This is a genomic window from Nostoc sp. 'Peltigera membranacea cyanobiont' 210A (assembly GCF_002246015.1).
GTDB lineage: Bacteria > Cyanobacteriota > Cyanobacteriia > Cyanobacteriales > Nostocaceae > Nostoc.
In genome coordinates this window covers 855,693-880,514 of sequence record NZ_NOLJ01000001.1, presented here as the reverse complement: position 1 = coordinate 880,514, position 24,822 = coordinate 855,693, and the positions used below count along the sequence as shown (strand labels likewise).

Here is a 24,822-nt window from a genome sequence, read left to right as displayed (position 1 = left end):
GAAACTTTATGAATGCACAACCAGTTACATTAGCTCAAAATTCAGACAATCTAACTAAGCTGCTAGCTAAAGCAGGGCTTACTAATCAGCAATTAGAGTACTTACAATATTTTATCAATAGCTACAGCGATCGCACAAAAACATCAAAGCAAATTTCTCAAAATTCTCGCCTATTTTTATCTGATGATAAAAATTTAGGAGAGTTTAATCTACTCTTTAAAGAAATGTATTATCCCATTGTTGCTAATCGCTCTTTGGGTTCCAAAATATGGGATGTAGATGGTAATGAATATGTAGATGTAATGATGGGATTGGGAATTAATCTTTTTGGTCATAATCCATCTTTTATTAAAGAGGCTTTAATTACCCAAATGGATAAAGGAATTCAAATTGGCCCCCAATCAGAACTTGTTAGTGAAGTGGCTGAGTTAATTTCTCAACTTACTGGGATGGAACGGGTTTGTTTTAGCAATACAGGTACAGAAGCCGTAATGACTGCTATCCGCATTGCTAGAGCCGTTACAGGACGTAATAAAATCGTTATATTTTCTGGTTCTTATCATGGTCATTTTGATGGTACGTTAGTTAAAGGTAATAATGCAGAAAATAATCAATCTGCAATTCCATTATCACCAGGAGTATTACGAAATTTTGTTAATGATGTTTTGGTGTTAGATTATGCTAACCCGGAATCATTAGAAATTATCACAACTCATCAACAAGAATTAGCAGCAGTTTTGGTAGTTCCTGTACAAACTAGTAGACCAGCTTTACAGCCAAAGGAATTTCTGCACCAGTTACGGGAATTAACACAAGCAACTGAAATTGCTTTAATTTTTGATGAAATGGTTACAGGTTTTCGCATTCATCCTGGTGGCGCACAAGCATATTTTGGCGTACAAGCAGACATTGCTACCTACGGAAAAATTGTTGGTGGAGGAATACCGATTGGGATAATTGCCGGAAAAAGTAAATATATGGATGCAATTGATGGTGGTGTATGGAACTATGGCGATGATTCCTACCCTCAAACCAAAAAAACATTTTTTGCAGGTACTTTTTGTAAACATCCATTAGCAATGGCTGCTGCAAAAGCAGTACTCAAATATCTGCAAAGTGAAGGTTTATCATTGCATCATAAATTGAATGAACGTACAACACAATTCGTTACTGATTTGAATAATTATTTTACATCTGAAAGACTACCACTAAAAATGGCTAACTTTGGTTCACTATTTGGTTCTGCATCTGTAGAACTTTCAGAAAATAATTCTACTGCTTCAGCTGCTATGAGCTTATTAAAATATCATCTGCTTTATAAAGGAGTTCACCTTTTAGGTATTAACGGTTACTTATCCACAGCACATACAGATGAAGATATTAGCTACATTATCCAAGCTGTTAAAGATAGCGTAGAACAACTGAGGTCTGGAGGTTTTTTACCTCCCCGTCCTTCTCTTTAAAATTTTAGTTGAGTCATAAAAATTGATTGGAGGTAAAAATGAGTCAAATGACTTCAGAAGATACAACAATTTATAAAGTTGTAGTCAATCATGAGGAACAATATTCTATTTGGCCTGCTGAACGAGAAAATGCTCTTGGTTGGACAGATGCAGGTAAAAGTGGACTCAAATCAGAGTGTCTGGAATACATTAAAGAAGTATGGACTGATATGAGACCTTTAAGTTTGAGAAAACAAATGGAAGAGGCTGCTAATAAAAATCGTTAGTTGAAGCATTTTTGACTAATTGACTTGAGGTAAGACAAAAATGAATAGTTGCTGGAATTCAGTAAATAACTTTTAGTAGAAGATGACCAAATCCCTCAGAACTACCGCACAGTAGTTTGAGGGATTTACGATCTGTTCTTTTCCAAAAGGTAAAAAAAAAGGCTATTCTTTCTCGCTAATTGCTTTCTTTTTCTTCAGCCATATTCCCAACAATCCAGCCGTAACTGCTATTCCTCCAATAGTTGATGGCTCAGGCACAGGTTTTACACTCACATTATCCAAGTATAAGAATCCATATTTATCCCAATCCCCAAACTTTAACTCTGTGGATGATGCATCTGCCGTAAAATTGAACTTATATTGCGTGTATGGTTGAAAAGAAATGTCTTTTTGATCAAAAAGCTTATTTCCACCTACAAATGTCTGAAATTGATTATCAAGGTCAGGGGCTTCATCTATAGATGCTAAATAGTAACTAAGTTCGTATTGCTGACCAGGTTGTGTAGAAAGTGTCTGTGATATGTAGCTGAGGTCTATAAATCCACTAAGTGATAAGCCCTGATTACCACTATTATGCTGAGGAAAATTGCTTATTCTTATCCCTGATATATCCATCGGATCGCCAGACTTAATCCAGTCTGTAATATTCGTATTCGTAGCGTTGGGATTGTTAAGACCTACGAGGGGATCGAGTTCAAAGCTTCCGTTTTTAACAAGTTCTGCCGCTTGTGCTGCTGCATTATAAATATTAGTAATCACAGCAGTGCTAATTAAGGTAGTAGTAAAACTACAAACAATAATTGAGAGTTTTTTAGTTAAATTCATGAAGCTTGACTCCAAATAATTCTAAATTTCGACAATGAAAACAAGTTGATAGTTACATCCATGCTGGCTTTCAGTAGTGTCAATAAAAATGAACACTTTCTTCTGGTTTATAAGAGTTAGCTATAGATGTGGATAATGATTCATACACCCAAGGCAAATTTTCTCAATAAACGCATTATTAAGTTTTTAAATCAGATGAATTTTAGTGGCATTCTTGACACTATTGAGCCAGACATTGCTTAGGCTTCTACCTGTGGTTTATTCATCCCTATAGTTTTTTACTTAATTTTCAGGTGTAGCTTTGACACTCACATCATCCAAATATAAAAACGCATACTTGGCTTGGTAGCCAAACTTTATTTCGGTGGATCTTCCTTTTGCTCTAAAATTTAACGTGTATTGTGTGTAGGATTGGTAAGGAGTATCTTTTTGAAGATAAACTTTTTTACCACCTACAAAAACCTTAAATTTGTTGTTCAGATCGGGTGCTTCTTCTGTCGATGCAAGATAGTAAGTAAGTTTATAGCGTTGACCAGGAAATGTAGGGATAGTTTGCGATATGTAGCTAATGGCTGAAAATCCACCAAGCGATAATCCCTGCTTACCAGTATTAGGAAAATTGTCAATTTTAGTACCTGATATATCTATTGGATTACCAGATTTAACCCATCCTGTAACATTAGGATTTGTAGTTTCGGGATTAGTTGGATCTATAAGAGAGTCGTATTCAAATCCCCCGTTGATAATCAGTTCTTGTCTTTCAGCTTGTGCTGCTGACTTATAAGTATTAGTAATCACAGCAGTATGAAGGAAGGCAGTAGTCAAACTACAAACAATAATTGAGAGTTTTTTAGTGAACTTCACAAGACATAACTCCAAATAGTTCAAAATTCACGACAACGAGTACTTGATTGATTTACTTTCTGGTGACTAAGGCAGGATAAACCCGTAAGTATTTTTGAAGATATTCTGAGCAGTACTACCACTTAAGTAGTTAGAAAAACTCTGTGCCGTCGTTAAAACTTTAGTTCTGGTGAGTATACCCAGTGGATAAACAATCGAATCGCTCTCTGTTGTGAGGGCAGTTTGTACGACTCTTACCTTGTTAGAAATGGCCGCGTCAGTTTTGTAAACAGCACCTGCACTGATAGTTTTAGTTATACCTCCAACTACAAGAGTTTTATTTTCAACAGCAGTTAAGACGGCACGCACATTGGCAGCACGGTATAATTTAGGACTAAGAGTATTAAAAATACCTCGGCTAGTGAGAACTTGTTTGGCATAATTTCCTGCTGGCACAACTGGAGGAGTACCTGTGTAGTCACCTATAGCAATACCAGTAATATTGGCATTGCTTAAACCATTGAAGCTAGTGAGGGCAGCACTACCAGCACTAACGGGAGATGTCGTAGGCGCAATCAAAACTAAACGGTTTTTGACAACGTTTTTGCGGCTACCTGCAACCAATTTACTTGGGGCTGAATTCTGCAATACATCTATTTGGTTGGTAGCAGCAGAAATGAAAATATCTGCTGGTGCTCCTGCTTGTATTTGACTAAGTAAAGTACCAGAAGCACCAAACGTATAAACAACGTTGACGCCTGGGTTAGCATTTTGGTACTGAGTCTTAATGGCATTCAGCGCGTTTGTTAAGCTGACAGCCGCATACACGTTAAGTGTGGTTACAGAGCTTGCTGGTGATAAATTAACGAACTGCAAGCCTATTACCAGCATCATGCTGCTAACTGCTGTAGCAATCCAAGCAATAAGTCTTCTTCTGTTCATGAAAGTTATAGTTTGGGGAAAATATTACCTAAAAGTCTCATTGCTGACATACCTGACTTACGTACAGTCAACAGAAATACCAACCACACAGGAGGTAGAGGATATAGATAAATGGGAGTTATAGGAGGTTTTGGCGTAAACCTTACGCATCAGAAATTTTGGAAATAAACGGCTAATCACAATTGCTAAAAGCATTGGTGTGATGGGCCGTTTTTTATTTCCAAGTGGAATTACACAAACAGTAAGTGAAATGTATTTAGTGATGAAATAATATCAGTTAAATAGGATTATTACCAACTTTTTTGGTCAATAAATCATGACAAAAAGTTAATGTAAGTATATTTAAATTCTCTAAATAGCGCTTTTTTGTATACAAAGTAAGGATTACACTATAAAATTTTCATATCGATCCTAAATATCTAAAGCTTGATTTATACCAACTAAATATTTTAATCATCTATATAACTAACTTTATTGGTATGTGAGCGCTGCTCTGACAATCTTTGGATGCGATCGCCCCATAGCCCCTACACTGTGTAAAAAAAAAGACTAGGCGCATCCAATAGTCTTATCCACTTAGATAATGTACATATAATTCTTTATTTGTATAAAAATATATATAAACTCTTATCATATCAATAACAAAAACTATTTGGTATACGCCTAATGATAGATAGATTTTATTGGATAAATAGTTTAGATTTGTAACAAGTTACACAGAACTAGGTAAAACACATGGCCAACATAATTGACACTGCTACCAACAATGGTTCTTTCAAGACACTAGTTGCAGCAATCGAAGCGGCTGGTCTGGTAGATACACTTAAAGGCGCAGGCCCATTCACCGTCTTCGCACCCACTGACGAAGCATTTAACAAGCTTCCAGCAGGTACTGTAGACGCATTACTGAAAGATCCTGCAAAGCTCAAGAAAATCTTGACCTATCATGTTGTATCAGGCAAAGTACTGGCTGCTGATGTAGTTAAGCTGAAGACAGCTAAAACAGTTGAAGGTTCAGATGTAAAAATTGACGCTTCTAATGGCGTTAAGATCAATGATGCAACTGTTGCAACAGCAGATGTTGCTGCTGATAACGGTGTCATCCACGTCATTGACACAGTTTTGATTCCTGCATAACCAAACGTCAGAATAGCAAATGCTATTTATGACGTGACGACTACCTATAGTCGTTTCTTCATTACAGTCTGGTTGAATGTTTTTTAGTAAACATCAACTACCAATAAATCCATCTAGACACGATCTAGATGGATTTATTGTTTTATGCGTGTAGAAACGTTGCAATTGCTAGTTTCTCTTAATAATCAAATTTTTAGTTTTGCCAAACCTAAATAACGGATACCTTCGGGGGAAATGTCAAAACGGCAAGGTAAGACTTCTAAACCGAGAGCGATCGCATCCCGCAATAATTTACCATATATAGGATCTGTGCGATCGCCAGGGGAAAACTCGATACAATCACCGCGATTGATAAAGTAAAGCATCACTGCACGAGTCAAAGGTAACAACGCCATCAGTTCTCGCAAGTGCTTTTGCCCTCTTGTAGTCTCCGTGTCAGGAAATAGGGCTAATCTCCCTTCTGACAAAGTTGTATTTTTCACTTCTAAATAAATCGGGCGTTCCTCATCACTCCCCGTCAAGAAAAAATCCACTCGACTTTTTTTATCTAGCCCATAAACTACCTCACCCTTGATTTGGCTATAGTCGCCCAATTCTGGAAAAAGATGTTTCGCCAAAGCTAGCTTTACCACCCGATTGGGCAAAAAAGTATTTATGCCTACCCAAGTCGGCTCATTGTCATGTACCTGAATTAGTTCTAAAGTGTAAGCCAATTTGCGGTTAAGATTATCGCTTTTGGAAAGCTGTACTGCACTTAGAGGTGTCGATACTCCAGTCATTGGCCCTGTATTGGGACAGTGCGCTGTCACTATTTCACCAGAAATCAGTTGAACGTCAGCAAAAAATCGCTTGTAACGCTTGAGTAAAATACCGGAATACAAAGGTGGGTAACGGTAAAGCCAATCTATCATTATGGAACCTTGTCGCTGTTTGTAAATATACGTCGATTTTTTGCCCACCGAACCCATATCTGCAAATCTTTTCAACAGCTACTCTGCCCTCTGACAGAATTCGACCAACTTTACATATCATGGATTGTCAAATTTTGTAGTTAAATTGACAACATAGTAATAAAAAGTAGCATATACTAAGTATTATAAGCCTCCCATAAAAATCTGGGAAAATTTCAATGTGCAAGGAGGTAAATCCTATGCAAAAAGTGTGGACAGCAACGGAATTAGAATATGCTTTTCTATTTACTCTTAGAAAGGTAAATTCCATCAGTCTAGAAGGTTTTAAGGCATTTTTTAATAATATGCCTCTTGATCCTTATATCAAAAACAATTATCGTTCTAGAAGATTATCTCGGTTCACAGTCTCTGGAAATCAGTTAATCAAATTACCTCATGGCGTCTTCTTTCAAAGTAAAGAGTATAATCGATTAGCGGGTGACATCAAAAGAGAGTTTGCAGAATTAGATGATGCACTCATAGAACTTGATATTTTCAAAAATCTTGTTTTGGCATTTAGTGATTCTTGTAAACTTCATCCTGAAGCTGAAATCGGAGTTCATCAAATTAGAATTAGTTGTTCTCCAGAGAATTTTGGTAATCCAGCACCTGAAGGTATCCATCAAGATGGCACTGATTTTATTGGCATATTCTCAGTAGATAGAGAGAATATTCAGGGTGGAGAAACACATCTGTATACTGCCAAAAAAGAAAAGCCTGTATTTAGCAAAATTCTAAATCCGGGAGAACTCCTATTGGTTAATGACCATGAGTTTTTTCACTACGCTAATCCTATAAAACCACAAACTGAGGCTCAAGGAAATTGGGATATTTTTGTTCTGACTTCTCCCAGCTTGCTTTCAGAATAATTTTAGTGAAAAAAATCAGCACCCAGAAAGCATAAGAAATTCAGTATTATTAGTATATTGATTCCACAAATTTTCTGCTGATTCTTAACTTATTCTGACTCCTAATTTGTGGATTTTAGTCAACTGTAAATATTTTACAATCTACAAGATATGGGGAATTGAATCTAGTCATTTCCCCAATTTTTTATTGGGAAGTAGTATGTTAGTTTTATTTCACACAAAGGATGAAATATACTTAAAATATGAAGATGAGTGCATAGGTTAGGCTACGAAAGAAGTCTGCTGGAATTCAATTAACTGAATCAACCAAACAAATGCCATGAATGACGAATTCTACAATAGAGGATTGGAAAAGGCTAGGCGAAAAGACTACGCGGGAGCAATTGAGGAATTTAACCATACTTTACAACTGACACCTTACTTTAGCGAAGCTTATTTGCAACGGGGTTTAGCACATTATGACTCAGGCGCAATTCTGAAAGCTGTTTCAGATTATACTGAAGCCCTGAAGCTGAATCCTGACAGTGTAGAGGCATATTATTGTCGCGGATTAGCTAGGGTAGCGCTGAAAAACTTATCGGGAGCGCTAGACGATGTTGAACGTGCGATTCGTCTCAATCTCAATTATGCTGCTGCTTATAATCTGCGGGGAATGGTGCGGCGCAAACAGGGTTATATTCAAGATGCGATCGCTAACTTTAAAAAGGCTGCACAATTATATCTAGAGCAACAGGACAAAGAAAATTGTCGTTTGTCTTTGGAACGAATGAAACAGCTACAACCTAAAGAATTACCTGCCGTTCAGGAATCGCGTTCTAGCAATGCGCCAATTTTATCTACCAATGATTATTTTACGCAATTATTAGAAAAGGCTGAAAAGGGAGATACTCAAGAAGCACTCGCCGATTTAAACTGGGTGTTAAAAGCCGATCCGCAAGATGCCCAAGCTTACTGCTGTCGTGGGGTTGTGTGTTGTAAAATGGGGAATTATCGAGAAGCGATCGCAGATTTTAATCAAGCATTACGACTAAATTTTCAAGATGCCATTGTCTATCGCAACCGAGGTAAAGCACGTTCTGTCTTGGGAGATCATCAAGGTGCGATCGCGGATCTTAACCAAGCAGTCCAGATGCAACCCGAAGATGTCTTAGTTTATATTGCCAGAGGTAATGTCTATCGGGCAATGGGCAATTATCTCGGTGCAATTCAAGATTACACGCAAGCGTTGCAAATCAATTCTGATGAGGCTCAAGCTTACTACAATCGCGGCATTGCCTATACTTGTTTAGAAGAAATACAAAACGCCGTCGAAGATTATCAACGGGCGGGGAGTATCTTTTGCGAACAAGAAGACTGGGAAAATTATCAACAAGTCTTAAGTAGCTTAGAAAAAATCCAGAAATTTAGTCCAGAGTCAAAAAAGCAAAAATATCACCTGCTACGTCAGCGACTTTTACGAATGGTTGGAGGATATTGGGAAATTGCCGAACGATTGATTCAGCAAAACAAAGATTATCATCCTGGGATGTCAGACGAGTGGTATTTGCAAAAAGTCATTGATGATTTAGAACGCGATCGCAATAGATAAAATATAAATGCCACTACAAACGTAAAATCACCCGTACATTATCTATACGGGTGAAAATGCGATCGATCGCCTGTTATTTTCCAATGGAACTAAATGCACCTTATATTAAGCACCGTCTCAAAGTTTAGTTAGAAGTGCGACTTTGACGGCGGCGGCGCAATCCAAACATACCAACTGCTCCCACCGCAAACATTGATAGAGTAACAGATGGTTCAGGAACGGTAGCGCCAATTAACGCTCTAACATTTGCCTCACCGATATCAAGAACGACGACAACATCATTAAAGTCGCGATCGGAACCTTCGTTCCACTTACCAGTTGCAGAATCTACCCCTGAAGCGTGTAAACCTCCGTATAAATCCTCGAATGCCAGGAGGATGTAGTTGTTGTAAGCATAAGCAACTGCGTGCTGTAGTCCGTCAGCGTTAGAGGCAGTGTCAGTACCAAAGATATTGGCAGAGTTGCCACGGTTCAAACCATCAGCTCTCAACCATAAATCTAGTTGAGTACCTGCGGTAACATTGCCAACTTTGACGCCATCACCTAGTTTTAGTGCGTTACCGCCCCAGCCGCCAACACATCCAGTCCCTTCACAAGAAATATCATTAAAAAGCAGCCCAGACTTGTTAGTAGTTCCTGTAGCTTCAAAGGCTAACTGATTTCTATAACCTGCGCCCTCATTAATAAAGTAAGCAGAAACATCGTGGTCGTATTTGAGGTTTAATTTACTGGCGTCTAATTTAAGTTGTCCGCTGTTTGGAAGGGCAGCACTTTCTGCTTGGACAAATTGTTGAAAAGGAGCGTCGTTAAAACCAGTTTGAGACTTATTATATACAGTTGGTTGAGTCCATGAATTATTCCAATTAAAATCAGCGGCAGATGCAGTTTCTACTTTAGAAACTAATCCGGTTAATGTAGCTGTAGCGGCAATCAAGGCAGTGAATAAATTAGGTTTCATATTATGAGCCATTAAGTAGGAAAGACAATTTAGATAATGCTTTTTGAGCAGCTATCTCTCTTCAGTTGTCTCTTACTTCTAACAGCTAGAGTTCTGCAACGTCAATCTGTCTATTTACTTTTGCTAGTATATTTAAATAGCGCTTTATCTGAAGTATTTTTACTGAAAAAACAGATTTTTATCTAGTATGATCGTGTTATCAATACTTAGTAGATAAACTGATGCATGATTAAAACTTCATAAATAATATATACTTTTTATGAAAATCAGATATGTAATTTCTATAGTGAAAAGCTAAAAGCTTAATCTATAGGAGTTTTCATTTAAATGAGGTAGATAAGTAATGGTGCGCCGTCATCCGTATCAACGAAGCCTTGACTCAGTTAATACGCTGCTATACAAATAGAGATGATCTCCGTACTTACGTTGGGAAACGTAGTAATCTATCAAATCAATGAAACCTGGGTAAATAAGTTTAGTCTTTGTTTTAAGAACTCAAATGCTTACTACGTACTATGCTTTCGTTGGCTTGATTAACTAGTAGTAGTCTGTCAAAATCGACTTCGGTATCGTCAGAATCTAGAAGTTATGCCGAGGATGGGAGACGATTTAAGGGGGTTGTGCCTTAAAATGACAGTCTTTGCTTAGACTTGATGAATATCTTTTAAGGTTAAAATAATCAAGCTTTTCCAGAGCTACATTCCCCCTTTCACAGATAAAATCTATATATGAACGCTACACAAGAAAAACTAAAAGCTCAGGTAGAGCAGGCTTTAATCGCGGCTTTTGGTGCTGACTTCGCTGGAGTAGATCCAATTTTGGTTCCTGCTAGCAATCCTAAATTTGGCGATTATCAGGCGAATGTGGCTTTATCCCTGAGTAAAAAGTTAGGAAAGCAACCAAGAGCGATCGCAGGTGCGATCGTTGAGAAACTAGATGTATCCGAAATCTGTGAACCGCCGGAAATCGCTGGGCCAGGATTTATCAATCTGAAACTGAAAACAGCATACTTAGAAGCACAACTAAACGCGATTCAAGCCGATCCCAGACTGGGAGTTCCAGCCGCAAAAACCCCAAAGCGGGAAATTGTTGATTTTTCTAGTCCCAATATTGCTAAAGAAATGCACGTCGGACATTTGCGTTCGACGATTATTGGTGATTCCATCGCCCGGATTTTAGAATTTCAAGGACATGATGTACTGCGGTTAAATCATGTAGGTGATTGGGGTACGCAGTTTGGAATGTTAATCGCCTATCTGCGGGAAGTTTACCCAGACGCGCTTACTACCGCTAATGCTTTAGATATTGGTGATTTAGTCTCTTTTTATCGTAAAGCCAAATTGCGCTTTGATGCCGATGAAGCTTTTCAAGAAACAGCACGCCAAGAAGTCGTCAGATTACAAGCAGGTGCAGAAGATACACTCCATGCTTGGAAACTGTTGTGCGAACAGTCGCGGCGGGAGTTTCAAATAATTTATGAGTTGCTTGATATCAAATTAATTGAACGCGGAGAATCTTTCTATAACCCTTTACTATCTGGGGTTGTAGAAGATTTAGAAAAATCTGGATTACTGGTAGAAAATCAAGGGGCAAAATGCGTTTTTCTGGAAGGGTTTACAAATAGAGAAGGTGAACCTTTACCCTTAATTGTGCAGAAATCAGATGGCGGCTATAACTACGCCACAACAGATTTAGCATCTCTCCGCTACCGGATTCAGCAGGATGAAGCAAAGCGGATAATTTATGTAACAGATGCTGGACAAGGAAACCACTTTGCCCAATTTTTTCAGGTAGCACGCAAAGCCGGATGGATTCCTGACGATGTGGAATTAGTCCATGTTCCCTTTGGGCTGGTGTTAGGAGAAGATGGTAAGAAATTTAAAACTCGTTCTGGTGATACTGTGCGGTTGCGGGATTTATTGGATGAAGCTGTTTCTCGTGCCCATACTGACCTAAAAACTAGATTACAAAAAGAAGAACGTCAAGAAACTGAAGAATTTATTAATGAAGTTGCTAGGGTAGTTGGAATCAGCGCAGTTAAGTATGCAGACTTAAGCCAAAATCGCACCAGTAACTACATCTTCAGCTACGACAAAATGCTGGATCTCAAAGGTAATACTGCGCCCTATATGCTATATGTTTATGCACGGATTCATGGGATTAGCCGCAAGGGTGATATTAACTTTAAAGAGTTGGGAAATAATGCCGTTTTGTTGCAGCATGAAACAGAATTAGCGCTGGCAAAATATTTACTTCAACTGGATGAAGTTATTAGTAGTGTAGAGCAAGACTTGCTTCCCAATCGTTTATGTGAGTATTTGTTTGAACTGAGTCAGAAGTTTAACCAATTTTACGATCGCTGTCCCATACTACAAGCGGAGGAACCGCAACGAACATCTCGTTTAGTTTTATGTGATTTGACTGCTAGAACTCTGAAGCTGGGATTATCTTTGTTGGGAATTCAGATATTGGAGAGGATGTAATATTTTTTTTAACGCAAAGGTACGCTGAGGTAGCGCAAAGGTACGCAGAGTAAGAGTTAAGCTGATTTTTTCTTTGTGTACTTTGCGGTTTTTTAATTAAAATTGCTGGACTGGAGGCGATCGCAAATGGTACAGACACCATCAAAAAGCATAACTTTGGCAGAGTTTCTGAAGCTACCAGAAACGAAACCCGCTAGTGAATACATCAATGGTCAAATTATTCAAAAACCTATGCCACAGGGAAAGCACAGTATAATTCAAGGTGAAATGGTCAGCACTGTCAACTTAACGTTCAAGCCGAAGCGAATTGCTCGTGCTTTTCCAGAATTGCGGTGTACTTTTGGTGGAAGGTCAATAGTGCCAGATGTTTCTGTGTTTACTTGGCAAAGAATTCTTCGTGATCAAAATGGTGAAGTTGCCAACGTATTCCAAGCTACTCCCGATTGGACTATCGAGATTCTATCGCCTGATCAAAGGCAAACAAAAGTTACAAAAAATATTTTACATTGCCTGAATTATGAAACACAAATGGGTTGGTTGATCGATCCAGAAGAACAAACAATATTTGTGTACATCCGAAATCAACAGCCAGTCATGTTGGATGAACTAGATGCTTTAATTCCTGTACCAGATTTTGCAAGTGAGTTGAGGCTGACGGTGGGAGATTTATTTGGTTGGCTGTTGGAGTAGACCAAATTCTGACGAATTGAATAAGGAAATAGACCAAGTGCAACAGGTTTTATGGGTAGGAATCGGTTGTAAACGGGGAACATCATCGGAGTTGATCGATCTGGCAATTGAGCAAGTATTTCGAGAAAATCAACTTTTTCCAAGTGCGATCGCAGGTATTGCTAGCATTGACACTAAAGCCTCGGAAGTCGGCTTAGTCAAACTTTGTCGTCTCCGCAATTTGCCCCTAAAAACCTTTTCTGCGGAAATTCTTCGCTCTGTCTGTGTCCCCAACCCCGCCACACTTACCAACGATAAAGTAGGTACGCCTAGCGTAGCAGAGGCAGCTGCTATTCTTGCAGCCTCTCAACTCACATCTTTGACTGTTTTCCCCTTTACAAACATAGAGGAATTGCCAGTAAAGTTTTTAGTTCCTAAACAAATTTTCGAGATACAAGGGCAACCAGGAGCGGTAACTCTTGCTGTTGCCCAAGCTCTAAATATTATTAGTATTACAAAATTTCCCTAATTTTCTAGTCAACAACTCTCAAAAAATAGTTAATGATGCTAGAAACAATTGCTAGTACAATTGAACCTAACAAAGCAGGTAAAAAGCCCTGAATCTCAAAACCAGAACCAGGAGTTAGGACACTTGCCAGCCAAAGGGCTAAGGCGTTAATCACCAATGTAAATAAACCAAAGGTGAGCAAGGTAATTGGAAATGTCAAAATCTGTAAAATTGGTCTAATAAATGCATTAACTAGACCAATTACAAAGGCAGCAATTAAGGCAGTCACAAAATTCTTGATAAAGAATCCCGGAACGATATTAGCTGTAATGAATAACGCCACCGCAGTACCGAGCCAAGTTAATAAAAAGTGTTGCATAAGTTTTTTTAGAGGAATTAGCAGTAAGTTTAATTAATTTCACTATTGCCAGTTGTGATTTGTAACACGATCGAGTGTTGTGCTTGACTCCTAAAGTTGCCATCATCTTTTATCAGCCTAAAATCAATGTAATTTTTCAGTGCTGGCAAGAGAGATACTTCTAATCGGTATATCTTTATCGTATTGCAGGATGTACCGCAGTGAACTACCCACACCGACCTGAGTACAGTTTAAGTGGGTAACTTACGGTGATTTAGTTAAATTAATCAAAAATGCTGTGAAGCGCAAAACCCCAACAGAGGTTTATTGAAGTTGAAAAACCTCTGTAACTTGGGGATTTCCAAAAAAGAAATAAGTTATCGAGCATTTTGTCAGCGTTTTTGCTTACACCCAAAGGAGACGCTGGCTATGCTCATACTATGCCTAACGCCGCAAAAGAACCTCCCAGGTAGAGCCACCAACTACGCCGTCAGGTTCTAAACCATAGCGCTTTTGTGCAGCTTTCACTGCTGTTTCGGTTGTCTCCCCAAAGTCTCCATCGGCATCACCTTTCAAGAAACCAAGCTTTTTCAGTTGTTGTTGCAACTTAACAACTTCAGAACCACGTAATCCTATACGCAAAATTGGCAATCCTTCTGAGGTGTATTGAATACCAGGAGTTCGTTTTGTAGTTGTGTTTGACTGAGTTCTAGTAGTTGATGTAGTACGCTTAGGTGGTTTCTTTGTGCTAGAAGTTGTAGTTTTTCTGGGAGTAGCAGGTCTTGGCTCAGGGTTGTTCGTAACCTGGGTTACAGCTTTTTTTGGGGTAGTAGGTTTTGGTTTTGGTCTAGTCGGAACTTGTGTTACAGCTTGTCTCGGAGGATTGGGGTTGGGATTTACAACGTTGGTGAGATTACTAGCCTGAGTTGGAACAGGAAAATTTGTCGCTGAGTTAAATCTTGGCTGAGATGAAGGGACGGTTGATGCTGCTACTGGTTGATTAGGAAAAAGTCGTTGCCAAGTGCTGGCATCAACAACGCCATCTGGATTCAAGCCAGCTGCTTGTTTAAACCGGGAAACAGCACTGGCTGTATTCTCACTATATGTACCATCTACAGCACCAGAGTAAAAACCCAAAAGTTTCAGAGCTGCTTGAAGTTCAGACACACGTTCGCCTTGGCTACCAACTTTGAGGATAGGGCGGTTGATGCTATTTCCAGGATTTACTTGGGCAATTTTTTGTGGTGCTGCTATTGATACTACAGATGTTGAAGCAATAAGCAGAGGCGTAGCGGAAAACAAGAGTATTTCAATGGCTGATAAAGATTTAGACCTCTTTGGCCGCCAACCCTTTTGCCGTTTTTCCATTTTACAGCGATTTACAGTTGGATATAGTAATTTTAAGTAACTCAAAATACTTGCTGTCAGGCTGCGTTGCATGGAATTTACTCCCAGAATATTCTCATGCTAATGGTACAGCCGCTTGGTCTAAAAAACAGCTGCTGTATTTTACAATATTTCTGGTGACAACTCTCACCGCTAATTGCAAGCAATGTAGCGGGAGCATCTCAAATTCACAAATGAGATTTTCTGCTTCACAGACTGACTACTGTCTAAGCCTCCGCAGACAGGAATCGGTAGTCCAACCGATCCACGCTTTAACAAATTCAATGCACTGTTCCAGTCGCGGTCAATGACCAATCCACAAGAACAACTATGTTCGCGTTTGGCAAGAGTTTTTTCGACCCTTTCACCACAACTCGAACAATTAATACTCGTGCCTCTAGGGTCAACTCCAAGTGTCAGCTTGCCGCGTTTTACCGCTACTGCTTGCATAATTTGAAGGAATGCACCCCACGCCACATCTAGTATCGACTTGGCCAGCCGTGTTCTAGCCAAGCCTCTAATGTTCAAGTTTTCAAAAACAATTAAGTCAATCCGTGAATTTATCCGTAGTCTTAGAAAGAAAATCAAAAGCCAATGAATTAGCAATTATCGGGGTATCGAAAGCGTTGCGGTAGCGTTCGCGCAGCGTCTCGTAGAAAGGAACGAGCGTCACCCCAATAATTGCCCTCCTATCCCCCATCACCGCCAATTGGAGTACCAATGTGGCGGGAGTACCCCGGAGGTTTAGATGGGCGTAGCTGCGGCATATTCTCAGTTACCCGATCGCTCGATTAATTGCTTCTTCTTGACCAACTAAAGACAAGTAAGGCTCTTTTAAATACTTACAAGCTGCGGCGATCGCATCCTTGGCAGTCACCGCCGCAATCAATTCTTGGAACCTGGTGTCAAAATCAATTCCTAAGCCCAAAATTTCATACCAACCGTATATCTGAGCAATTTGCCCGTTGGTTTGTTTACCCAAGGCGTACTGCCCCAGAATTTTATTCTTCGCAGCTTGGAGTGCGCTTTCGGATACTTCGGTGGTACACAACAAATCTACTTCTGTACGCAATCCTTCTAGGGCAATGCTGGTATTTTCTGGTGCCGTACCCATGTAAACGACAAATGAGGCTGGAAATAGCCTTGTAGAGTAAAAGGCGGAGACTTCGTAAGCTAAACCGCGTTTTTCTCGCAATTCCACAAACAAGCGGCTAGAAAGCCCATTTCCCAAGTAGGTACACAGCAATTTCAGTGGGGCGTAGTCAACAGAACTCACCGCTGTTCCTAAATAACCGAGCATCACGATTGATTGTTGTGTCTGTATTGGCTTTAGTCTTACCTGCGGTTCCACCTTAATTTCAGGTAAATTTAGTATTGGCAGTGCTTGAGTTGTAGCTTGCCAATCAGCAAAAACTTCTTCCACCAATGCCACTGCATTTGTGGGTGTGACTCTACCAGCAATACTAATTACTATATTATCTGGGCGGAAATAAGTTTGGTGATACTCCACTAAATCCGCACGAGTTAAGCGGCTCATGGTGGATTCATCTCCCAGCACTGACATCGAGTATGGATGATTTTGGTACATTACCTGCCGCATTTGTTCAAAGGCGACATTGAACGGTTGCTCTTTTTGGGAACGAATATCTTGGAGTGCTAAACGCCGTTCTAGTTCCACTTGAGTTTCGGGAAAAGTCGGCGATCGCAAAATCCGCCCTGCCAATGTTAAAATTTCCGCAAAATCGGATGTTACCGTCTTGAAAGATAGCAAAAAATAATCAGTGCCAGCATCGGCACTCAAACTCGCCCCTACAGACTCGACTTTTTCTGCAATTTCCAAGCTAGAAAGTCCATCGCATCCCTTTGTCATCACTGCTGAGAGCAAATGTGCCAACCCTGCTTGCTCCCGGTTTTCGTTACAACTACCAGCACGCACAAAGATTCGCGCTGCAATAATGTCCGCAGCCGGATTTTCTGCCACCAGCACGACAATCCCATTGTTCAATACGGTGCGATGGATGGGCGATTTTTGCAGCAAGGTTGTCATTTGTCCTTTGTCCTTTGTCCTTTGTCATTTGTCATTTGTCATTTGTCATTTGTCATTCGTCTTTTGCTAATGACTAATGACTAATAACTAATGACTAACACGGTTTAAGTACAGTAACCGCGTAATTCTCCAGCGAAAGATACTGTTTAGCTAATTTTTGCAGTTCTTGGGCATCAAAAGACTGAATTTGCTGGGGATATGTCACAGCTAATTCAGCTTGAGCAATGGTATTGTAATATCCATAAAGCCCTGTCAGTTGATTTGGTGTTTCGGTGGAAAACGCATACTCATTACATAGCAACCTGCGTGTACGAGCAAGTTCTTGTTCGCTAATTCCTTTAGTCTGCAAATCATCCAAATGAGCGCAAATTAAGGACTCAACTTCCTCTATATTTTCTGTTTCCAACCAGGCAGTAATTGTAAATAAACTCGATTCCCGTTGTAGAGAAAAACTACTGCAAATTCCCTGTACTAATTGCAAATCTTCGCGCAAATCACGCACTAAACGCGAAGTCCGCCCTTCTGCCAATAACACTGACAAAAAATCTAAACCATAGCCAGTACGTATATCTTCTACTCCGGGTACCAGCCACGCCATAAACAATCGCGCTTGCTCTATGCGTGGTAAACACAGTTCTTGACGGTGAATACCTGCTATGACTGGCTTTGTCACTTTCTCAAACTGCGGACAATTAGAGCGTTCGGCAAAATCAGCAAATGAATGATTTACCATTTCCCAAGCTGGTTGCTGGGCTATACCTCCAGCAATTACCACCGTCATATTTTCCGGCTGATAGTGGGCGTGATGAAAACAGCGCATTGCTTCTGGTGACTGCTGCATCAGTTCTTGCTCAGTACCCAGCACCGAACGTCCGTAAGGGTGATGCGGATAGATGCTTTGAATTAGAGCTTGAAATCCTATCCAGTCGGAATCGTCCTGACAAGAGCGAATTTCCTCTAGCACTACATCCCGTTCCCGGCTAAATTCATCTTCTGGAATTGCCGCATTGAGTAGTAGTTCTCCCAAGTAGGGCAGAGTATCTTTTAAATAAGGGGCAGCTGTGGTGAGTGAATAATGAGCATAATCATAGCTTGTTGCTGCATTACTCACGCCACCCCGGTTTTCCACTTTGGAATCGAACATTCCAGGGGGTAGCGTCGCCGTACCTTTAAAAATCATGTGTTCTAAAAAGTGCGCCATGCCAAACCACGGTTTTGGCTCTAAGCTGGCTCCAGCACGCACCCAAACATCCGCCACAACTACGGGAGTGGTGGGAATTTCTTGATGAATAAAAGTTAAACCACTCTCTAGTCGGAAGACTGAGGCTGGAAATACGGTATTAGTTAGTTGTTTTAACAATTTTTTGTAGTTTTAACCACAATTTGAGGCAATTGTGTCATCTTAACTCTGAACGATACCTAATTTAGAATCAAATTATACAGATTTGAAGAATTATGCGATCGCTGTTCTCTGCACTACCGAAAAATTAGACGCGTTATGCGTTAAGAGGAAAATCACAAATTAGTTAAAATACTGGAATCTCAATGACAAATTCTGTTCCTTCGCCAAGCACAGAATTGCAACTCAACCGCCCATTATGGGTTTCTTCGACAATTTGACGAGCGATCGCTAATCCTAATCCTGTTCCTTTCCCAACCTCTTTAGTTGTAAATAGGTGGTCAAAGATCCTTGCTCTAACCTCCTCTGGTATTCCCTGACCGTTATCTTTGATGCTAATTGCTACCATGTTTTGCTCACTGGATACTTCGGTGTGAATCAGTATTTGCTGATGAGTGGCTTGGGCTTGGGCAAAAGAAAGCCCCTCGCAGGAAGTATCTAAGGCATCAATTGCGTTAGCGAGGATGTTCATAAATACTTGATTTAGCTGTCCTAAAAAGCACTTAACTGGTGGCAATTTACCGTACTCAGTGATGACTTCAATTGCTGGACGTTTTTCGTTAGCTTTGAGGCGATACTTCAAAATCAACAGGGTACTCTCAATCCCTTCATGGAGGTTACAAGCAACTTTTTCGGTTGTATCGGCTCTGGAGAAGGTGCGGAGACTGATACTAATATCTTTGATCCTTTCTGAAGCCACCTTCATCGAGCCTACTAGCTTTGGTAAGTCTTCAGTCAGGAATTCTAGGTCAATTTCTTCGCCATGCTCAATAACTGCGATCGCAGGAGTGGGATGATGTTGTTGGTAGGATTGGATATGAGCGAGTAAGTCTTGAATATACTCTTCGGCATTGTTAAGGCTGCCTTTGAGAAATCCAATCGGATTATTAATTTCATGTGCCACTCCAGCAACCAAATTACCCAAGGTTGCCATTTTTTCATTTTGCACCATTTGTAATTGGGCTTGTTGGAAATTTTGCAGCGCTTCTTCTAAATCCTGAGATTTGTGCCGTAAATCAGCTTCAGACTCTTGTAGTGCGGCTTCAGCAAGCTTGCGTTCGCTAATATCTATGATTACGCCATCCCATATAATCGAGCCATCAGCTTGTCGCTCTGGTTGGGATGCACCTTGAAGCCATTTTACGGTTCCTGAAGATGTGATAATTCGCCATTCGTGTCGAAATGGTGTGATGTTTTCAGCAGAGTAGATCATCGCCTGCTGAATGCTGGCAAAATCATTTGGATGTTCCATAGAACGAAGACTCTGCGTTCCTGTCATTATTTCCTCTGCTGTCACCTCATAAAGGTTGTAGCAGCCAGAACTGACGTAGGGCATTGAAGCTGAACCGTCAGCATTTAAACGTAGTTGGTAAATTGCCCCAGGAATATTATCAGCGAGTTTCTGGAAGCGGGCTTCGCTAGCACGGAGTTGAGCAAGCGATCGCTCTAATTGATGGGCATAATTTTGAGATTCTTGATAAAGACGGGCATTTTCTAGAGAGATGGCGGCTTGAGCGCATAGTAGTTGGATAATTTCGGTGCGATCGCTTGTGAATGCACCAATTGTCAACGGATTTTCTAAATATAGCAGCCCGATGAGTTTACCTTGATTTAACATCGGCGTACACAACACACTCTTAGGTTGTTGCTGCATGAAATATGAGTCGGCGATAAAATCAGTTTGTGCTGCCGCATCATCCAGCACAACAGTTTTTAAGCTGCGTTTGACATAGTTCACCAGTGTAATGGGAATGCCTTCGCTGGTTGACAATGGTACAGATACCAGAGTGACTCCTTCATTGATGGTAGCTACAGCTTCAACCACTAAGTCGCCCTGTTGGAGTACAAGTAGAGCAGCTTTTTGTGCCCCAGCATTTTCCATTACCACTTGCAAAAGGGTAGTGAGTAATTGCTCTAATTGAATTTCACTAGAGAGAACTTGTGCGGCTTTAAAGATGGTGGCAAAATCGAGGGCTTCCGAAATACTGCTGCTAGAAAGGTTTGTGTGGATGGTTTGATGTGGAAATGATGATGCTTCGACAGTTGAATTCAGTTGAAAGCGATGATGCTGCCCTTGTAAGATGGGAGCCAGGAGTTGAGGATAACGTTTTTCTAAATCCTCAGTTTTGGCTTTAGCGCCCCAGCGAGCATAGCAGTAATAAGCTTCTTGCATATAAACTTGGGCGATTTTTTGTTTGCCCCAGTCGAGGTAGAACTTGGCAGCTAGTTCATTACTTAGGGCTTCTTCTTGGATATATTGGTTTTCTTTAGCTAGAGTTATGGCGCGATCGTACAATTCTATTGCTGCTATTTTTTCGCCCAGAACCCGATGCCGTTCTGCTTCCACCAAATCAAATTTGTGCTGGAAATTCATTGGTGCAGATTTGGCTCGAAACTGCAATTTTTCCTGGTTTTCGCCAACCTTTAAAAGTAATTGTTCTTGTTGAGATGGTTCAGCCGTTGGATAGACAGCCAGACGAGACAGAGAATCGTAATAGTAGAAAACAGGCACAGATAGCATTCCTGCGCCACCGTTGAGGTATTGCTCTCCCTGATTTCCATTCTCAACTGCCACCGGAAAATTCTCAAACAGATAACTGAGTGTTAGCTTACTTAAGAAAAATATATGGAGTGTTAATTCGTCCTTTTCTTGGAGGAGCGCAGATAAGAGTTCTTCTTCTTGACAATCTTCACCAATCAGGGAGTCTGGATAGTCGCTATATTCGGTGAGATTTTTAATGGTTTGAGAGACGATATTAGACCAATTTAATAAGCGTTGATTTTTGGCAAAATTAGACTCGTAGGCTTTGATATCTGCTAGCAAGATTTCCAAAACTTCTGTGCCACTTAAATAGACATAGAATAACTTAAAAATCATCGATGCCAGTACATGAAAAAAATCGCCTGTCTCTAATCCAAAAGTATGGGATTCCTGTAATAAACTAATTGAGGTACGAACATGTTGTTTATTACATTGATTCAATGCACCCACCTTAAATATAGTCATGCTTTGAACAGATTTTGCTTTAAATCTATCCACAAGCATTAAAGCTAGCTGGCCAAATTCGTAGCCTGACTCGATTTGGTTACAAATATTAAGTACAATTCCAAAATCTGCATATCCTGGTGCAGAAAGTGGTGCATTGCCATATTTAAGAGATAAATTCACCTCTTCACAGGCAATAATTGGGAACAGATAAGGGGCAGTTTGGTGGATGGCGGGAGCAATGCTAGCCATAATCCGCAAAGCAACCAAAGCTTTGGTATCATCCATTAATGGCAAGTCAACTAAGCCCTCAATACTTCTGGCTGCCAAGGTGGAGAGCGTGTTGACTACATATTGCTGAATGTCTGGAGGTGTTACTGATTCAGGTAATGTTACTCCAAGTTGAGCCAGAAGTTCACGTCCAGTTGCGAGCGCTTTGAATGATTGATTCCGCACCTGATAAGCTTGGAGTTGAACTTCATAAACTTTCACTCTATCTAGTAAGGTGGTTGTTTGTTCGATGACAACCTGAATAAGAGATTCCATTTGCTCAAATTCATTATTGAGAAAAGCAGCTTCGGCAGCTTCTTCGTATAAACTTCTAGTCAATTCATAGGCGATTTCCCAACTATTAATTGTCAACAACTGCATTCCAGAATAGAAGTAATGAATTGCTGCACTATAAGCAGTAGCTTCTTTCGCTTTTCGACCAGCATTTAGATTTAACTGAGCTAATTGTTGGCGTTCAGCGGGTTGAATAATTAGTAATATTCCTCGATTTAACTGACTGACAATCTCAAAAATTCGCTCCTCTTGCTGTAACTCAGAGGTATTTTGCAAGAGTAATTGACCAATTTTAAGATGGGTAAATTGTTTCTCTTCATCTGGGATTAGAGAGTAGGCAGCTTGCTGCACACGGTCGTGTAAAAATTTGTAGATGGGGACTTGGAAATCACAATTTAATGGATTTGAGTCAGAATCATCCCCACTATATTGAAAGAATTTATAAACTTCAGTAGTAGGTAAAACTAACCCTTCTTGCAAAGCTTTCCATAAATATGCTGCCGTTTCGGTTTCCGATTGTTCAGAAACAATTGCTAAAGTTCGCAAATCAAACTGGTTGCCAATACACGCAGCTAATTTCAACACATTTTGCGTTGCTGCTGGCAACTTTTGCAACTGTAGCGCTACGAATTCTACAACATCATCTGTAAGGGCAAGTGCTTTCACAGCAGCAATATCACATTGCCAGTAACCTTGAGCAAAATTAAAAGTAATCAGCCCATCTTCATATAATACTTTGAGAAAGTGCGTTGCAAAAAATGGATTTCCTTGAGTTTTCTGATAGACTAGTTCCGTTAGAGCTTGGGCAGTTTTATCTGAACAACTCAAAGTATCAACCACCAATTTATTTAAACTAGCTTTACTTAACGGAGCTAAAGTAATGCTGTGAATTGTGGCATTGGCTTTGCGAATCTCCGCTAAAGTCAACATCAACTGATGTGTGGTAGATACTTCATTATCTCGATAAGCGCCAATTAAAAGTAAAGAGCCATTTCCTGACTCGCTCATCAACAACTGCATCAATTTGAGTGATGCAAAATCAGCCCACTGCAAATCATCGAGGAAAATTACTAATGGATGTTCTTTTGTGGTGAATACCTGAATGAACTTTTGAAAGAGTAAATTGAAGCGATTCTGGGCTGCACTCTGTGAAAGTTCCGTTGCAGGTGGTTGTTGACCAATAATTTGTTCTAGTTCGGGAATTACCTCAAGAATGACTTGCCCCTCATCTCCCAGCACTTGTAAAATTTTATTTTTCCAAGTTGACAATTGGACATCACTTTCACTCAGTAATTGTCCCATTAAGTCTCGAAACGCCTGCACAAAAGCGGAGAAGGGAATATTCCGATTAAATTGGTCAAATTTGCCTTTAATGAAGTAGCCCCGTTGCCGGACAATAGGTTTGTGAACCTCGTTGACTAAAGCAGTTTTACCAATACCAGAAAAACCAGCCACCAGCATTAATTCTGTCTGATTGTTGGTAACGCGGTCAAAGGCTTTGAGCAGAGTTTCAACTTCATGCTCGCGACCATAGAGTTTTTCTGGGATAATAAAGCGATCGCACACATCCCGTTGAGCAATTGGGAAACTTACAATTTTCCCCGTCTCCTTGAGTTGAGCCAAACAATTTTCTAAATCATATTTCAGCCCAAATGCACTCTGATAGCGGTCTTCGGCATTTTTTGCCATCAATTTGCTAACAATAGATGAGAGTACAGGCGCAATTTGTGGATTAATCTCATGTACTAAAGGCGGAAGTTTGGCAATATGACAATGCAACAATTCCATCGGTTCGTGCGATTGAAATGGTAATTGCCCTGTTAGTAATTCATAAAAAGTTACACCCAGAGAATAAAAATCAGTCCGGTAATCAATCCCCCGATTCATCCGTCCAGTTTGCTCTGGAGACAAATAGCCAAGTGTCCCTTCTAATACACTAGGACTCATGAGGCTTTGAGTTTCTCGTGGCAACAGAGATGCAATACTAAAGTCAATTAACTTAACTTCTTTAGTTTCTGGATTAATTAAAATATTGGCGGGTTTAATATCTTTGTGAATGACCCGATGATGAATTAGAATATCTAATGTATTGCACAGTGCGATCGCTACTTGTAAAAACTCAATGAGAGCTTGTGGTGTTTCCCCTATTCTCCTATTCTCTCCTCTGTCTTGCCACTGCTTTAGAGAAATTCCCCCAAAGTCTTCCATCACTAACACATAGCCATTCTGATAGGTTTCTAGACTATAGGTTTGGATGATTCCAGGTAGATTCAAATTTTTGGCAATGGTGAACTGGTTGCGAAACTGAACCAATTCGCTGAAGCTGGGATAAGCAGTTTTCATCAGCTTAATCACCACAGATTTTTGGTCAGTTTCTCGATTAGCGCGATAAACCAAGGTTCGAGAACCGTTGTAGAGTTCTTTGCTAACGTGATATCCGGGAATGCTGACCATAGGGCTTAATTCTTGAGACCTCAGTATCTAGGTTTCCCAAAAACATGGCAATCTTTACTGTCAGTTCGCTTATTTTAAACTAAATTAAATAATTAAAGCTCCCAAATTCTAACTGAATTTGGGAGCT

At 40.1% G+C, this 24,822-nt stretch carries 20 protein-coding genes; 8 read left to right on the top strand and 12 right to left on the bottom strand.

What is annotated here, in order from left to right:
• Positions 1-8 precede the first annotated feature (8 nt).
• Positions 9-1,463 (top strand): aspartate aminotransferase family protein, encoded by a 1,455-nt coding sequence (locus tag CDG76_RS03740; RefSeq protein WP_094347693.1) that lies wholly within the window; start codon positions 9-11, stop codon positions 1,461-1,463.
• A gap of 38 nt (positions 1,464-1,501) precedes the next feature.
• The gene (locus CDG76_RS03735) at positions 1,502-1,729 is read left to right on the top strand and encodes an MbtH family protein (protein ID WP_094347692.1); all 228 of its coding nucleotides are present in this window, start codon (positions 1,502-1,504) and stop codon (positions 1,727-1,729) included.
• 162 nt (positions 1,730-1,891) lie between these two features.
• Here the strand turns inward: CDG76_RS03735 and CDG76_RS03730 are convergent, their stop codons facing one another.
• The 3 genes from CDG76_RS03730 to modA all read right to left on the bottom strand — a co-directional run bounded on the left by CDG76_RS03730 (position 1,892) and on the right by modA (position 4,339).
• Positions 1,892-2,554 (bottom strand): DUF642 domain-containing protein, encoded by a 663-nt coding sequence (locus CDG76_RS03730; RefSeq protein ID WP_094347691.1) that lies wholly within the window; start codon positions 2,552-2,554, stop codon positions 1,892-1,894.
• Positions 2,555-2,836: 282 nt separating this feature from the next.
• On the bottom strand, positions 2,837-3,418 hold the full coding sequence (locus CDG76_RS03725) for a DUF642 domain-containing protein (RefSeq protein WP_190240747.1): 582 nt from the start codon (positions 3,416-3,418) through the stop codon (positions 2,837-2,839).
• Positions 3,419-3,484: 66 nt separating this feature from the next.
• On the bottom strand, positions 3,485-4,339 hold the full coding sequence (gene modA, locus CDG76_RS03720; protein WP_094347689.1) for a molybdate ABC transporter substrate-binding protein: 855 nt from the start codon (positions 4,337-4,339) through the stop codon (positions 3,485-3,487).
• A gap of 735 nt (positions 4,340-5,074) precedes the next feature.
• Between modA and CDG76_RS03715 the strand changes: the two genes are divergently transcribed.
• Entirely contained in the window at positions 5,075-5,476 is a 402-nt protein-coding gene (locus CDG76_RS03715; RefSeq protein ID WP_094347688.1) for a fasciclin domain-containing protein, read from the top strand.
• 185 nt (positions 5,477-5,661) lie between these two features.
• Here the strand turns inward: CDG76_RS03715 and sfsA are convergent, their stop codons facing one another.
• Positions 5,662-6,387 carry a DNA/RNA nuclease SfsA gene (gene sfsA / locus CDG76_RS03710; protein WP_094347945.1) on the bottom strand — a complete coding sequence of 242 codons (726 nt, stop codon included), beginning with the start codon at positions 6,385-6,387 and terminating at the stop codon, positions 5,662-5,664.
• 239 nt (positions 6,388-6,626) lie between these two features.
• Here sfsA and CDG76_RS03705 point away from each other — a divergent pair, with 239 nt between their 5' ends.
• A complete protein-coding gene (locus tag CDG76_RS03705) occupies positions 6,627-7,295 on the top strand; it encodes a 2OG-Fe dioxygenase family protein (protein WP_094347687.1) in 669 nt (222 codons plus the stop codon).
• 319 nt (positions 7,296-7,614) lie between these two features.
• Complete coding sequence (locus CDG76_RS03700; RefSeq protein ID WP_094347686.1) at positions 7,615-8,883, top strand: tetratricopeptide repeat protein; 1,269 nt, start codon at positions 7,615-7,617, stop codon at positions 8,881-8,883.
• A 124-nt stretch (positions 8,884-9,007) separates the two neighbouring features.
• Here CDG76_RS03700 and CDG76_RS03695 read toward each other — a convergent pair whose 3' ends face one another.
• Positions 9,008-9,841, bottom strand: coding sequence for a DUF4114 domain-containing protein (locus tag CDG76_RS03695; RefSeq protein WP_094347944.1), 834 nt, complete (start codon positions 9,839-9,841; stop codon positions 9,008-9,010).
• Between the two features lie 728 nt (positions 9,842-10,569).
• Here CDG76_RS03695 and argS point away from each other — a divergent pair.
• The 3 genes from argS (at position 10,570) to CDG76_RS03680 (ending at position 13,522) form a co-directional block, all read left to right on the top strand.
• Positions 10,570-12,324, top strand: a complete 1,755-nt coding sequence (argS, locus tag CDG76_RS03690; RefSeq protein ID WP_094347685.1) for an arginine--tRNA ligase — start codon at positions 10,570-10,572, stop codon at positions 12,322-12,324.
• Between the two features lie 126 nt (positions 12,325-12,450).
• Positions 12,451-13,014, top strand: coding sequence for a Uma2 family endonuclease (locus tag CDG76_RS03685; protein WP_094347684.1), 564 nt, complete (start codon positions 12,451-12,453; stop codon positions 13,012-13,014).
• Positions 13,015-13,051: 37 nt separating this feature from the next.
• Entirely contained in the window at positions 13,052-13,522 is a 471-nt protein-coding gene (locus CDG76_RS03680; RefSeq protein WP_094347943.1) for a cobalamin biosynthesis protein, read from the top strand.
• A gap of 4 nt (positions 13,523-13,526) precedes the next feature.
• Here the strand turns inward: CDG76_RS03680 and CDG76_RS03675 are convergent, their stop codons facing one another.
• The 7 genes from CDG76_RS03675 to CDG76_RS03650 all read right to left on the bottom strand — a co-directional run bounded on the left by CDG76_RS03675 (position 13,527) and on the right by CDG76_RS03650 (position 24,695).
• A complete protein-coding gene (locus tag CDG76_RS03675) occupies positions 13,527-13,880 on the bottom strand; it encodes a phage holin family protein (protein WP_094347683.1) in 354 nt (117 codons plus the stop codon).
• Positions 13,881-14,303: 423 nt separating this feature from the next.
• Positions 14,304-15,299: a peptidoglycan-binding domain-containing protein gene (locus CDG76_RS03670; RefSeq protein WP_223265122.1), complete on the bottom strand. Its 996-nt coding sequence runs from the start codon at positions 15,297-15,299 to the stop codon at positions 14,304-14,306.
• A 99-nt stretch (positions 15,300-15,398) separates the two neighbouring features.
• Positions 15,399-15,758, bottom strand: a complete 360-nt coding sequence (locus CDG76_RS03665) for a zinc ribbon domain-containing protein (protein ID WP_223265121.1) — start codon at positions 15,756-15,758, stop codon at positions 15,399-15,401.
• A 34-nt stretch (positions 15,759-15,792) separates the two neighbouring features.
• Positions 15,793-15,966, bottom strand: a complete 174-nt coding sequence (locus CDG76_RS37010) for a hypothetical protein (protein WP_190240764.1) — start codon at positions 15,964-15,966, stop codon at positions 15,793-15,795.
• A 54-nt stretch (positions 15,967-16,020) separates the two neighbouring features.
• Positions 16,021-17,292, bottom strand: coding sequence for a M16 family metallopeptidase (locus CDG76_RS03660; protein WP_094347682.1), 1,272 nt, complete (start codon positions 17,290-17,292; stop codon positions 16,021-16,023).
• 94 nt (positions 17,293-17,386) lie between these two features.
• Positions 17,387-18,652: a M16 family metallopeptidase gene (locus tag CDG76_RS03655; RefSeq protein WP_094347681.1), complete on the bottom strand. Its 1,266-nt coding sequence runs from the start codon at positions 18,650-18,652 to the stop codon at positions 17,387-17,389.
• Between the two features lie 166 nt (positions 18,653-18,818).
• A complete protein-coding gene (locus CDG76_RS03650; protein WP_094347680.1) occupies positions 18,819-24,695 on the bottom strand; it encodes an ATP-binding sensor histidine kinase in 5,877 nt (1,958 codons plus the stop codon).
• Positions 24,696-24,822: the final 127 nt, after the last annotated feature.

Excerpts from the sequence above, each read along its gene's own strand:
- CDG76_RS03740 (WP_094347693.1), top strand. The coding sequence starts at position 9 with ATGAATGCACAACCAGTTACATTAGCTCAAAATTCAGACAATCTAACT.
- CDG76_RS03735 (WP_094347692.1), top strand. The coding sequence starts at position 1,502 with ATGAGTCAAATGACTTCAGAAGATACAACAATTTATAAAGTTGTAGTC.
- CDG76_RS03730 (WP_094347691.1), bottom strand. The coding sequence starts at position 2,554 with ATGAATTTAACTAAAAAACTCTCAATTATTGTTTGTAGTTTTACTACT.
- modA (WP_094347689.1), bottom strand. The coding sequence starts at position 4,339 with ATGAACAGAAGAAGACTTATTGCTTGGATTGCTACAGCAGTTAGCAGC.
- CDG76_RS03715 (WP_094347688.1), top strand. The coding sequence starts at position 5,075 with ATGGCCAACATAATTGACACTGCTACCAACAATGGTTCTTTCAAGACA.
- sfsA (WP_094347945.1), bottom strand. The coding sequence starts at position 6,387 with ATGATAGATTGGCTTTACCGTTACCCACCTTTGTATTCCGGTATTTTA.
- CDG76_RS03705 (WP_094347687.1), top strand. The coding sequence starts at position 6,627 with ATGCAAAAAGTGTGGACAGCAACGGAATTAGAATATGCTTTTCTATTT.
- CDG76_RS03700 (WP_094347686.1), top strand. The coding sequence starts at position 7,615 with ATGAATGACGAATTCTACAATAGAGGATTGGAAAAGGCTAGGCGAAAA.
- CDG76_RS03695 (WP_094347944.1), bottom strand. The coding sequence starts at position 9,841 with ATGAAACCTAATTTATTCACTGCCTTGATTGCCGCTACAGCTACATTA.
- argS (WP_094347685.1), top strand. The coding sequence starts at position 10,570 with ATGAACGCTACACAAGAAAAACTAAAAGCTCAGGTAGAGCAGGCTTTA.
- CDG76_RS03685 (WP_094347684.1), top strand. The coding sequence starts at position 12,451 with ATGGTACAGACACCATCAAAAAGCATAACTTTGGCAGAGTTTCTGAAG.
- CDG76_RS03675 (WP_094347683.1), bottom strand. The coding sequence starts at position 13,880 with ATGCAACACTTTTTATTAACTTGGCTCGGTACTGCGGTGGCGTTATTC.
- CDG76_RS03670 (WP_223265122.1), bottom strand. The coding sequence starts at position 15,299 with ATGCAACGCAGCCTGACAGCAAGTATTTTGAGTTACTTAAAATTACTA.
- CDG76_RS03660 (WP_094347682.1), bottom strand. The coding sequence starts at position 17,292 with ATGACAACCTTGCTGCAAAAATCGCCCATCCATCGCACCGTATTGAAC.
- CDG76_RS03650 (WP_094347680.1), bottom strand. The coding sequence starts at position 24,695 with ATGGTCAGCATTCCCGGATATCACGTTAGCAAAGAACTCTACAACGGT.